At 44.9% G+C, this 12,101-nt stretch carries 9 protein-coding genes; 6 read left to right on the top strand and 3 right to left on the bottom strand.

Translation table 11 applies throughout. The features are described from left to right. Positions 1 to 136: 136 nt before the first annotated feature. The 5 genes from PSE7367_RS19905 to PSE7367_RS00930 all read left to right on the top strand — a co-directional run bounded on the left by PSE7367_RS19905 (position 137) and on the right by PSE7367_RS00930 (position 6,470). Positions 137 to 823: a prepilin-type N-terminal cleavage/methylation domain-containing protein gene (locus PSE7367_RS19905; RefSeq protein ID WP_015163483.1), complete on the top strand. Its 687-nt coding sequence runs from the start codon at positions 137 to 139 to the stop codon at positions 821 to 823. Positions 824 to 1,719: 896 nt separating this feature from the next. After that, complete coding sequence (locus PSE7367_RS00945) at positions 1,720 to 2,748, top strand: cytochrome c oxidase subunit II (protein WP_015163482.1); 1,029 nt, start codon at positions 1,720 to 1,722, stop codon at positions 2,746 to 2,748. A gap of 100 nt (positions 2,749 to 2,848) precedes the next feature. Further along, positions 2,849 to 4,552, top strand: a complete 1,704-nt coding sequence (ctaD, locus tag PSE7367_RS00940) for a cytochrome c oxidase subunit I (protein ID WP_015163481.1) — start codon at positions 2,849 to 2,851, stop codon at positions 4,550 to 4,552. 73 nt (positions 4,553 to 4,625) lie between these two features. Further along, positions 4,626 to 5,246, top strand: a complete 621-nt coding sequence (locus PSE7367_RS00935; protein ID WP_015163480.1) for a cytochrome c oxidase subunit 3 — start codon at positions 4,626 to 4,628, stop codon at positions 5,244 to 5,246. 771 nt (positions 5,247 to 6,017) lie between these two features. Further along, positions 6,018 to 6,470 (top strand): hypothetical protein, encoded by a 453-nt coding sequence (locus PSE7367_RS00930; RefSeq protein WP_015163478.1) that lies wholly within the window; start codon positions 6,018 to 6,020, stop codon positions 6,468 to 6,470. On the opposite strand, the gene PSE7367_RS00925 is transcribed toward PSE7367_RS00930, so the two are convergent. After that, positions 6,471 to 7,919 (bottom strand): bifunctional folylpolyglutamate synthase/dihydrofolate synthase, encoded by a 1,449-nt coding sequence (locus PSE7367_RS00925; RefSeq protein ID WP_015163477.1) that lies wholly within the window; start codon positions 7,917 to 7,919, stop codon positions 6,471 to 6,473. A 224-nt stretch (positions 7,920 to 8,143) separates the two neighbouring features. Next, entirely contained in the window at positions 8,144 to 9,283 is a 1,140-nt protein-coding gene (locus PSE7367_RS00920) for an Mrp/NBP35 family ATP-binding protein (protein WP_015163476.1), read from the bottom strand. Between the two features lie 774 nt (positions 9,284 to 10,057). On the opposite strand from PSE7367_RS00920, the gene PSE7367_RS00915 reads away from it, so the two are divergent. Next, positions 10,058 to 10,381, top strand: a complete 324-nt coding sequence (locus tag PSE7367_RS00915) for an STAS domain-containing protein (RefSeq protein ID WP_015163475.1) — start codon at positions 10,058 to 10,060, stop codon at positions 10,379 to 10,381. Between the two features lie 329 nt (positions 10,382 to 10,710). Here the strand turns inward: PSE7367_RS00915 and PSE7367_RS00910 are convergent, their stop codons facing one another. Then, positions 10,711 to 11,865, bottom strand: a complete 1,155-nt coding sequence (locus PSE7367_RS00910) for a PP2C family protein-serine/threonine phosphatase (RefSeq protein ID WP_015163473.1) — start codon at positions 11,863 to 11,865, stop codon at positions 10,711 to 10,713. Between the last annotated feature and the right edge of the window lie 236 nt (positions 11,866 to 12,101).

The following is a 12,101-nucleotide window of genomic DNA, read 5'->3' as shown; positions in this document are numbered from 1 at the left end:
TAATATCCAAGTGTTTTGAGCGATCGTGAAATCACAATAAGACAGTAGGCTGATCATTTAAATGAATTACTAGGTTAAACCAAAAATTGAGTAGGTATTTAGTAGGGAATAGCGGCAGTAACAGGAGAATAGAAACATGCAGTTGTGGAAGTCATTAATAGCAAAGATATTATTTAAACCTCAGTGTCTCGATCGCCAGAATGAGCAAGCTCATGATAGTCAGGGTTTTACACTGTTGGAAGTCTTGGCAGTAATGCTGATTATTGGTGTTTTGACAGCGATCTCTGCGCCAGGCCTACTGGGGTTCACCAATCGCCAACGGTTACGATCGGATCAGGGCGAAATTTACCGGGCGATCCGCGAAGCTCAAAGCCGAGCCAAGAAGGATAAGGTAAATGTCCAGGTCACTTTTCGCACCATCCCCGATGCCACCCTAGGTACCGATCGAATCACCGGCTATTTTGTGCATACTTTCCCACCCAATCCCGTTGCCACAGACTGGGATAACCTAGAAAATATATCTGGCGGCACCTGGAATGCCCTGAATTTTAATACTGTAAATATAACTTCAGCTGGGACTCCGCCTGATAGTGCATTATTCCAAAATGTAGGTAATAGCGATTACTACGCCGTGCAATTTAATCCCAGGGGCAATTTAGCTAATGGTGGTGAGCCTGGCACCCTTGGCCAATTGGGCTATATCGTATTGGCGATGCGTAATCCCGATGGCACTAGTTCCGATCTCAATAAGGGCTGCATTTATATTGATACAATCCTGGGTGGTCTTAAAACTTCCGAGAATGAGACCTGTCCTGCTCTCTAGGTAATCGATCTTTCCTCTTGATTACTTGGCCTATTTCACTAATATCTTTTGGCTTGAATATGGCTGCCACCCCCCGATCGCTACTGCTCTTATTTTATTAGAGTCGGTGGCGATTTGTGCTTTTGAAGAGTCTCTACTGTCAGGTCTTGCTGCATGTGGATTAAGTGACGGCACTGAAAACTTCAATTTACGCAGATCGATCGCTTTATTAGGAATTGAGCTTAAATGTTTAGCTTAAATGTTTAGCCTAAATGTTTATAAATGCAAAGAAATGCTGCGATCGCCCTAGAACCAGCTCATCGCAGTCGATCGCGGCAATGTCTAGCCCTCAATCCAAAAAAATTGCTCACTTATCATAGAGAAAACATAATCATATACATATGTGTTGAAGTGGGTTGAGTTTGATCATGGTTAAAGTTGCCCAGTTTGATTTGCTGCCAACATTGCCCATAGGATTGAGATCTGATTGAGGGAGCCGATCCTGAAGAAATGCCAAAAACGCCCCCAACTAACCTTTTTGTTAACTAACATGTAGGCAGGTTAAGTTATTGTTTGAGGCAAAAAATTATATTTCGAGCAAAACTCAAAACTTTGTAACTCCATGTTCAAAGTCTGGCTATTTAGGTTAAGCATTAACTAGCCAATCGATGGAAGTTTGACAGTAAGTTTGACCGTAAGAACGATAGCTCTGCACAGTTTTTAAAGGTATTCAGTTTAAGGATAGAAAGGATAGATTAGATAATCCGCAGTTTAAGATTGACTTTAGTCCCAGTATCTTAAGGATAAAAATTCTTACTTCCTGTACCACCATCAGAAAAACAATTGCAAAATAGTTAACAGTGTCAACGGCTCAACCAAACAATTAGCGATCGGCAGATTTTCAAGTAGAGGAATGAATGAAGACTAGAAAAACTATCACCATAGTTGCTTATATATCCGCAATCATTGTGGCCAGTCTCTGGTATGGCCAGAATCATGGTCTATTGCCAGAAGCCAGTTCAGAGGAAGCAGTTCTTTACGATGCTCTCTTTAATGCCCTGCTCACGATCGCCTTTGGCCTATTTTTATTAGTCGAAAGCATCTTGATTTACTCAATGATTGTTTTCCGCAAGCGCGAAGGGGATGAAACCGACGGGCCAGCAATCCACGATAACTTTTTACTAGAAACAATCTGGACAGCGATTCCAGCGGTTACGGTGATGTGGATTGGCATTTACAGCTTTGATGTCTATAGTGCCATGCGTGGTAATCCCACCCTGGAAATTCTAGCAGACAACAATGGTGCGCCGATCGTCAACCTGGCAATGGCAGAAGCTAGAGCCGATGAGATTCCTGGTCAGGGTGAGCCAGTAACTGCGCCATCAATTGCCTCTAATCAAAATCAACAAAATCAATTAGTAGCCCAAGTTGGTGATCCGCCCAGACCAGATGAAGTGGCGATCGATGTGACAGCGATGCAATTTGCTTGGATTTTCACCTATCCTGGCGATGTGATTACCGCTGAGCTACATGTACCGACAGGCCGCGAAGTGCATTTAAATATGACCGCTAGTGATGTCATCCATGCCTTCTGGGTGCCAGAAATCCGCCTCAAACAGGATGTGATCCCTGGTTCTACTACTAATTTGCTATTTAGGCCCAATAAGGTAGGCGAATATACGATCGTATGCGCTGAGCTATGCGGCGCCTATCATGGTGGGATGAAGGCGCAGATGATTGTGCAAACAGAAGAAGATTACAATGCTTGGCTGATTGAGCAACAGGAAATGGCCGCCAATAGTAATCCGGTAATTGCTAATCGCCCAAACAGGGAAAGTGATTCTAGCTATTTACAAGCCCATGCCACTGATATTGCCCAGCGAATTGGGTTCGATCGCCCCATGCTCGATCAAATGCAAATGACTGCACATCATCACCATGATTAGGATGTGGCAATTGTTGCAGTTACGGCAATGCAATTAATTATTTGCTTAAGTACATAAAAACAATTCAAATCTAAATCTGTTCTAAATTTGTCAATTAACTATGGCTCAAGTAGCAGACCCAACTGAGAATATAGAAGCCTCGACGGCTCATGAACACGAGAAAACCCCACTGTGGGAATATTTCAGCTTCAGCACCGATCACAAAGTAATTGGCATTCAATATCTGGTAACCACCTTTGTATTCTATTTAATTGGTGGTGCGTTAGCTTCGGTGGTGCGTCTTGAATTGGCCACCCCCGATCCCGATGTGCTTGATCCTGCCGTTTACAATGGCGTGTTTACCATGCATGGCACGATTATGATCTTCCTGTGGATTGTGCCAGCGGTTACCGGTGGATTTGGTAATTATTTGGTGCCACTGATGATCGGCGCACGGGATATGGCTTTTCCCAAGCTCAATGCGATCGCCTTCTGGATGATTCCGCCGGCCTCGATTTTGTTTATGAGCAGCTTCTTCTTTGGGTTGCCATCAACGGGCTGGACCGCCTATCCACCGCTGAGTATTTTAACTGAGCAGCACGTGGGGCAGGCAATCTGGATCTTTAGTGTGCTTCTGTTTGGTACTTCTTCGATCCTGGCGGCAATTAATTTCATCGTCACGATTATTTCGATGCGGATGCCAGGGATGGACATTTTTAGTATGCCCCTCTTTTGCTGGGCGATGCTAGCCACTTCTTTTTTGGTGGCGATCGCTACGCCTGTTTTGGCTGGTGCCTTGATTCTGCTGGCCTTTGACTTGCTGGGGGGTACAAATTTCTTTAACCCCACTGGTGGCGGTAATCCGGTCGTGTATCAGCATTTGTTCTGGTTCTATTCCCACCCGGCCGTATATGTAATGATTTTGCCCGTGTTTGGGATCATCTCCGAAATTTTACCAGTGCATTCGCGTAAGCCGATTTTTGGCTACAAAACGATCGCCTTTTCCAGTATGTTCATCTGCTTTTTGGGCTTACTGGTTTGGGCACACCATATGTTTACCAGCGGTACACCGGATTGGTTGCGAGTCTTCTTTATGATCGCTACGCTGCTGATTGCCGTACCAACTGGAATTAAAGTATTTAGCTGGATTGCTACGCTCTGGGGCGGCAAGCTACGCCTGAATAGTGCCCTATTGTTTGCGATCGGTTTTATTTCAATGTTTGTGGTTGGTGGCCTCAGCGGCGTAATGCTGGGCTCGGCACCGATCGATATTCATGTCCATGACACTTACTTTGTGGTCGCTCACTTCCACTATGTATTGTTTGGTGGTAGCGTGTTTGGCATTTATGCTGGCCTCTATCATTGGTTCCCGAAAATGACCGGGCGGATGATGAATGAATTTTGGGGCAAGGTGCATTTTGTGCTTACTTTTGTGGGCTTTAACCTTTGTTTCTTTCCCATGCATATTCTTGGTTTGCAAGGGATGCCACGTCGGGTAGCAATGTATGATCCTAAGTTTGCTGACATTAATATGATCTGCTCGATCGGCGCGTTTATCCTGGCGATCTCCACCTTCCCATTCCTGTTCAATTCGGTGATTAGTTGGTTCAAAGGCCCGATCGCCTCAGGTAACCCCTGGGATGCCCTGACGATGGAATGGACAACCGCCTCACCACCGATTCCCCATAACTGGGTAGGTGAACCAGTAATGCTAACTGGCCCCTATGACTATGGGGTTGAACCTGGTGAAATGGATGAGATGGATAGCGACCCTAATGCCGGTGGTGGCGATGGGGGCGGCTTAATGCCAGAACCCACTGCCTAGCTCCTAGCTAAACCATTAACCATTACAACCACAGCGATTGAACATTTGATTGGACAAAATTGGATTAAAACATATGCAAGGTTCAGCGATCGAATCTACTAACTTAGATCAAGCGCAAGCGATTGCCGCAGGTGAAGCCCACCATGAAGAGCATCCCGATCTACGGGTGTTTGGTTTAATTACCTTCCTAATCTCAGAAGGGATGTTATTTCTAGGCTTATTTGCAGCCTATCTTGCCTATCGCGTTGTGGCAGAATCATGGCCACCTGAAGGCACTCCTGAGCTGGAAATATTAATTCCTGGCATCAATACAATCATTCTGGTGTCTAGTAGTTTTGTGATCCATCAGGCCGATCATGCGATCAAAAAGAATGATCTAAAAACAGTGCGCTGGTGGTTTCTGGCCACATTCATTATGGGCGCAGTGTTCATTGGCGGACAGCTCTATGAATATAGCAATCTGGAGTTTGGCCTAACTAGCAATCTGTTTGCCAGCACTTTCTATGTGCTAACGGGCTTCCACGGGATGCACGTGATGGTAGGTCTATGCTTGATTCTGGGTGTGTTATTAACTTCGCTCAAAAAGAGCAGCTATACCAGCGAAAAACACTATGGGATCGAAGCGGCTTCAATCTATTGGCACTTTGTCGATATTGTCTGGATTATTCTGTTCTTGATGCTCTATATCATTTGATTTCTTGCCTAAATAATCAAATAGTAGCTGAGATCATGATTCTCTCGTTGCTACAATCAATCTTTGCAAGAGTTCTATTTAGCTTGCAGCATCGAGTTGATCATCGATTGGAGACTGATAGTGTAGGAACAGCAGGTTCTAGTTCGATCGATTTAATTTAACTAATTTGAACTAATGGTTTGTCTGGATGATGATTTAAGGATCTACGTCCAGGCAAATTTTTTGGTATTTATTTTTGGCCTGATTAAATCCTTTGGGGCGAACACGATCGTAATAAATTAAATAGCAATTCCATAGCGATTTCTATTCATAGGGCTAACCAGGTTTGATGTTAACTTAAATGCGATCGATCGCTATTTACTATGGTGGTGAGCCGATCGAGTTGATCATTTGGCTCAGCCAGAATTCCTGATCTTGCTACTGGTCAAATATTGGTCAGTGATAGCGATCGCTACCCCATAGCGATTTTGATCAATCAACTTACTAATAAAAATCACATACCCGTTCAACTCCCAATCACTTAGAGAACCCTAAAAAAAGGCAATAGTATGAGGGAGACAATTGAAACACTGCTCAAGGATATTCAAAATATCCCTTTCAGCAGGGTTGAACAATTAAGGCTAGCCAGAATTTATTAACTAATTAATTTAATTTAATTATTTGGTTTTTGATTCCAGAGCACCAAAGTTAAGTTCAATCAGACTATTCAAACCATTCAAGCTATTACTTTTGCAGAGTTTTACTTAGTTATTAACGATGATTAAGACAGCCATGATGATTCTATCTTCACGAGAAGTTGAGCACTTTTGGGAAGTACCTACCCCCTGGGGCTATGAAAAGGTGCTTTTCTATGAAGGACAAGTGTATTTATGTACCGATGTTTATAAAAATCTAGAGCTAGCGATCGCCGAATGCCAGCGAGATGCAGATGCGGGGTTTAATACTCTGATTCTCGATCAGCCAGAAGAGGCTAGTGTTTGGTGCTGCCTACCCCAGAGCGTGCAGGATAAGATGCTTAAGAACTTTATCCCGACTCAGCCCCATTTTGACCTGGGCGATCGCCCTGATCATCTAGCCAACCAACTACCTGGTTTGATTAGCTCCGAACCAGAATCGAGCAATTCCATTGGCGGCGAAGCGGTCAAGTTTGGTAGTAATCGTTCCTGGTTAAACCTGATGATGTATTTTTCGCAAAACCCACCCAATTTGAGGGTTAATTCCTGATTACTGCTGGCGTTGGTTACTCAAAAATTCACCCACCAGATATAAAGAGCCACAGATAATTATTGGCTCGGACGATCGCATTGCTAATGCTGATTGGTTAACAGCAATACTCAGGGCTTGCTCTAGATTATTTGCCAAAGTTGGTTTGGTATTGAGCAAAGGTTGCCCGATCGCTACTAGTTCTTGGGGATCAACGCATTGATGGCCAGGAATTGGTAAGGTAATCAGGCGATCGCCCTTATTCACTAAAGCTTTCAAAATACCGGCATAGTCCTTAGTGGCCAAAATGCCCATAATCCAGCAACGATCTTGGTTGGCAAAGGTGCGATCGCAGAATTGTCTGAGTTGCTTAGCGGCGGCCAGGTTATGGGCTCCATCGATCAGCAATCGCCGATTTTGATAATCCACCCATTGCAATCGACCCGCCCAGGAGGTTTGCGCCATGCCGGTTTGAATTGCTTGCTCGTCAATTTGCCATTGCTGTTGTTGCAAGGCCTGAATTGTGGCCAGAGCGATCGCTGAATTGATTAATTGATAATCGCCCAACAGCGACAAAGGATAGGTAATGTCTTGCCAGGTCGCCATTGGTAGCTTGGCAAAACTACTTTGATTACTTTGATTCTGGCTGGAGCTATTGCTAATGGTATTAGCTTGATTTAGATCAGCTCGATTGGTTTGCTTAGTTTGATTATTTGGCTCGATGGTGCGATCGCCTAATGAGCTTGATGAACTAGGCTCAGAAATATAAACAGCAGAATTAATAAATCTGGCTGGTTCAACCCAGGTAATTGGGCTCTGGCAATCATTGGCCTGCTTGGCAATTACGGCAGCGGCTTCAGCAGGTAATTCACCCACCACCACCGGACGATTGGGTTTGATAATGCCAGCTTTTTCACCAGCGATCTGCCCTAATGTATTGCCCAAACGTTGCCAGTGATCCATGCTAATCGAAGTGATCACCGAAACCAAAGGGCGATCGCACACATTCGTAGCATCTAGTCGGCCACCCAGCCCGGTTTCGATCACCGCAATATCGACTTGCTGCTGGGCAAAATACCACCATGCTGCCGCCGTAAACACCTCAAATTGGGTTGGCGTTTGCTCCGGTGTGGTGGGCTTGATTTTGCTTTGCACCACTTCCAGAGCCGCGATCAGATCGTGGTTACTAATCCAGCGATCGTTAATGCAAATGCGCTCATGCCAATCGATTAGATGGGGGGATGTGTAGCGCCCAGTTTTATAGCCTGCTGCCTGCAACACACTGGCCACATAGGCACATACCGAACCTTTGCCATTGGTACCTGCCACATGCACGATCGGCACCTGCGTCTGCGGGTTGCCCAGATCATCCAGGAGTTGTTTGATCCGGGTTAACCCTAAATGAATACCAAATCGCTGAAATCTGGCCAGGAAGTCATTGGCAGAATTAGCAGTGTTTTTTGCGCCCATGCTTGGCTATGTTAATCTAGCTCGATTTCTATTTATAGAGACTATATGAGATCCTTTCGATCGCATTTATTTTGCCAGGATAATGATGTATTAACCAGCTTTAATCTAATTCCTGCAAGTGGGCGAGGCATCTCAAAATAAATACCAAGCGATAAAAACGATAAATAGGCTCGACTCTATGATTCTTAGATGCTTAATTGTCTTAATCCAACCATTTAAACCATTTAAGATGCAGGTACAGCAATCTTAGTAGCGATCGTTTCTGCAATCCCCTTCAATGCTTGAGCCGAAGCAGATTCGGGCGCGGCTAGGACAATCGGCACACCGCGATCGCCACCAACCCGTAAATCAATTTCCAGCGGTACTCGGCCCAACAGGGGTACTTGCAATTCTGTTGCTGTTTTCTCACCGCCGCCGGAGCCAAAAATATCATATTGCCGATCGGGCAGATCGGGCGGCACAAAATAGCTCATATTCTCGACAATCCCCAATACTGGGATGCCCATATTCTGGAACATTTTCAAGCTTTTGCGTGAATCGAGTAAAGAGACGGTCTGGGGCGTGGTCACTACGATCGCTCCTTCGAGGGGCACCGACTGGGTCAGAGTTAGCTGGGCATCACCTGTGCCTGGTGGCATATCCACAATCAAATAGTCAAGATCGCCCCAGTTGGCCTGATATAAAAACTGACGGATTACCCCATTCAGCATCGGGCCGCGCCAAACCACTGGCTGATCTCGATCGATTAAAAATGCCATTGAAATCATTTTCACGCCATGATTAAAGGCGGGTTCAACAATGTCGCTGCCGTCTTCGCCCTTGATCACCATGATTTGAGCATCAGCCATCCCCAGCATGGTTGGCACATTGGGGCCATAGATATCGGCATCGAGAAGGCCAACCTTAGCGCCAGTTTCAGCCAAAGAAACAGAAAGATTAACCGCCACCGAGGTCTTGCCCACGCCGCCTTTGCCACTGGATACGGCAATAATATGCTTTACGCCGGATACGGGCACCAGGCCGTCTATTCTTGGTTGGCCAGGTTGGCCAGGTTGGCTAGATTGGTTAGCTTGAGCAGATTGAGGTTGAGATGATGGCGCAGCCTGCTCCGGGGGATTGGCTAGCTTAATCCAGACATCGCTAACACCGGGGATCGCCTTGACTGCTTCTTTGCACCTGTCGATCGTAGCCTGCCTGGCAGTGGCATCATTTATGGCCAGGGCAAGAGTCAGCCCCACTACGCCAGAGGGTTTAATATTGACTTCCTTTACTGCTCCGGCGGCGATCAAGCCTTTGCGAGAGACAGGATCGGCGATCGGCCTCAGGGCAGTAAGAATCTGGTCTTGGCTGGGTAAGTCGGTCATAATTTGAGGAAGGTTAGCAATCAAGCGAGAGAGGAAAGCGGTCTATTTGGTTTGGCGATCGTGGCCGGATTAGATTTTTGGGTAGTACCTCGATCTCCAGCGATCGATCATAACGATACATCAGTTAAGTGCCTGAATCACACGGAATCTAACACGGTTGCCATAATTTTAAGCGGTACTTTCAACTAAAGCCCAGTTACGATCGGGTGAGTTAGTAACCCTGATTATTCTAATTAAGTATCAGCTAAGCAATAATTCCATAAACTTAAGTCTATTCAAAATAGCTTGGCTAATCCACTCTCTCTATGATATCGGCAATCTTGCCCACTAAGCGATCGAATCTAGTCCAAATTTCTGCACTTTGGTCTAATAAATTAGGGGTAAGACTTGCTAAAGTACATTACAGTCACCAAAAAATCTAATTAGTAAGAATCAAGTTTGATTGATATAGAAATACTCTTAGCAATTTGGTTCATTGTTGTTTGACCTAATCACAACCTTAAAACTGGACGAGATTGATTAGTCTAACCATATGGAAGCTTTCTTTTTTAGTTGCTCACCATGTAAATCTTAGATGTTGATGGCTAGCCAAAACCAGATGTGTAAAATGCTAGGGTAGGAATTCTGTATGGATCATAAATCCAGCACCTACAGATTAGCTATGGTTATAGCTGGGGGACTTTGGTATTTCCCTGAAGCCGACTAATTACCAGAAATATTGTGAATCGCATTGCTAAAACTAAATCAGCTTTTGGATATTTGAGGAGTTACTGCATGAGTGAAGAACTTGAGGTAATTGTGCCGGATGGTCGCTTGGATGTGACCAGCGCAGCAAGCTTCAGGAAAGAAGTAAATTTAATTGCTGCCAAAAGGCCTAAATATCTTTTGATTGACTTGTCAAAAGTTAACTTTATGGATAGCTCTGGCCTGGGGGCATTAGTCTCAGCCTTAAAGACCGTTAGAACTGTAGATGGTGAGATGGCGATTTGCTCCCTGAATGAGCAGGTAAAAATGTTATTTGATCTCACCAGCATGAGTAAGATTTTTAGTATCTATAGCGATCGCCAAGAGTTTGAACAAAAGATCTCTGAAGGCTAGTTTGAACTATTGCCCAAGGTTGGGTTGTGCTATCTGGTACATCTTCAAGGGGTTTTCCTCTGCAAGATTAGTTCTGATTACCTGTATGTGTAGATTAGATTAATGCAGCCAATGCTGGCACATCGATCAATAGCACTATAGTCAACGGTCAACGCGATCCTTACCAGACAAGCTCTTCTAACCTCAATTAGCCTATTACCATCAGCGATAGCGATCTATGCTTTATAACTTAAGCCTTTAAAACATATTTAGCTGGCGATCGCTCTAGTTTGGCTAAGCGATTAGCGATCTGATCTATATTTGGATCAATATTTAGAGCCATATTTGGATTAATCAAATCTGACTTCCAATAAGGATAGGTCATCATCAAAATGAGAGCCATGGCCATTGGTCTGTTTGATCTTTGCTAAGACACCATCTAGGCTAGAGCCATCGGTTTCTGGACAGGAATTAACCAGCGTACGAATAAACGAATCGATCCCCCAGATAATATCTTCTTTCATCGTAATTTCGTAAGCGCCATCACTAAACAGAAATAGCCTACTATTGGGAGCTACTTTGTAGGTGGCACTTTCAAAGTCAATGTCGTTGATCATGCCGATCGGCAGCCCCGAAGTTCGCAATCGAGTTGCCTTACTACTACTATTAGGATCGACTAAAACGGCCGGAGGATGACCACCACTGGCAAAATTCAATAGTCGGGTAGAACGGTTATATACGCCATACCAGATCGTGAAATACATATCCTTGTGGTTGGACATCTGAAAAATATTATTCAGCGCCGCTAATACTTCATTTGGTTGACGAAAATCCGTTGATCCTAGTTGGGCATTCTTGCGCAAATTCCTGGTGCGGAGTAAATTTAGCACCGATACAGAGAGCAGCGCCGCACCAACCCCATGCCCAGCCACATCCAGCAGATAAAAAACTAAGTGTTCATCGTCTAGCCAGTAAATATCAAAACAATCACCGCCCAATTGGGTCGAGGGCAGAAAGCACGATTCTGCCTTGATTTCACCGGCCAGATTAGCAGGCAGCAGCGATCGCACATATTCGGCCGCCTCCGCTAACTCTGCTTCTAGGAGCTGTTTTTGAACCTGGAGCGCATGGGTAGCATCATATACCCTCAATCCGGCACTAACCCTGGCACGCAGCTCGTTCATATTTGGCGGTTTGGATAAGAAATCATCAGCCCCGCTTTCTAAGCCCTGAACAATATCACCAATTTGATCCTTGGCAGTCAACAAAATGAAGTAGGTATTGGCTAGCTCTGGATCAGACTTGAGGCGACGGCATACCTCTAAGCCATCCATCCCCGGCATCATCCAGTCACAGACGATCAGCGATGGTTGGATTTCTTTAACTTGGATCAATCCCGCCTCACCGTCAGTGGCCGTAGCAACACTGTGCCCCTGCTTTTTCAAAAGTCGAGACAGGGTCAGACGCATGGTAGGGTCGTCGTCAATAATTAAGATTAAGGACATTGGTTGCCCGGAAATAGGGAATGAATGTGCAAACAAACGATCGGCGATCGGTAACTACTAGATTAACTAATTGCACCCAGATTTACACTTTTCTACAAAATAAAATATTCTGCAACTTTTTACTGCTCATGCCGCCTTCATTGCTATTACTGGGTTATTGCTGGGCTAGGGCTAGGTGAGTTCAACTGCTCTTGGCAATCCCTAGCTCTTTATTACTGCTTCGTTATCGATCGTTT

Source organism: Pseudanabaena sp. PCC 7367 (assembly GCF_000317065.1).
Taxonomy (GTDB): Bacteria; Cyanobacteriota; Cyanobacteriia; order Pseudanabaenales; family Pseudanabaenaceae; genus Thalassoporum; species Thalassoporum mexicanum.
Note: the sequence above shows the minus strand (reverse complement) of the source record. Positions and strands in the feature narration are given on the sequence as shown.

Excerpts from the sequence above, each read along its gene's own strand:
- PSE7367_RS19905 (WP_015163483.1), top strand. The coding sequence starts at position 137 with ATGCAGTTGTGGAAGTCATTAATAGCAAAGATATTATTTAAACCTCAG.
- PSE7367_RS00945 (WP_015163482.1), top strand. The coding sequence starts at position 1,720 with ATGAAGACTAGAAAAACTATCACCATAGTTGCTTATATATCCGCAATC.
- ctaD (WP_015163481.1), top strand. The coding sequence starts at position 2,849 with ATGGCTCAAGTAGCAGACCCAACTGAGAATATAGAAGCCTCGACGGCT.
- PSE7367_RS00935 (WP_015163480.1), top strand. The coding sequence starts at position 4,626 with ATGCAAGGTTCAGCGATCGAATCTACTAACTTAGATCAAGCGCAAGCG.
- PSE7367_RS00930 (WP_015163478.1), top strand. The coding sequence starts at position 6,018 with ATGATGATTCTATCTTCACGAGAAGTTGAGCACTTTTGGGAAGTACCT.
- PSE7367_RS00925 (WP_015163477.1), bottom strand. The coding sequence starts at position 7,919 with ATGGGCGCAAAAAACACTGCTAATTCTGCCAATGACTTCCTGGCCAGA.
- PSE7367_RS00920 (WP_015163476.1), bottom strand. The coding sequence starts at position 9,283 with ATGACCGACTTACCCAGCCAAGACCAGATTCTTACTGCCCTGAGGCCG.
- PSE7367_RS00915 (WP_015163475.1), top strand. The coding sequence starts at position 10,058 with ATGAGTGAAGAACTTGAGGTAATTGTGCCGGATGGTCGCTTGGATGTG.
- PSE7367_RS00910 (WP_015163473.1), bottom strand. The coding sequence starts at position 11,865 with ATGTCCTTAATCTTAATTATTGACGACGACCCTACCATGCGTCTGACC.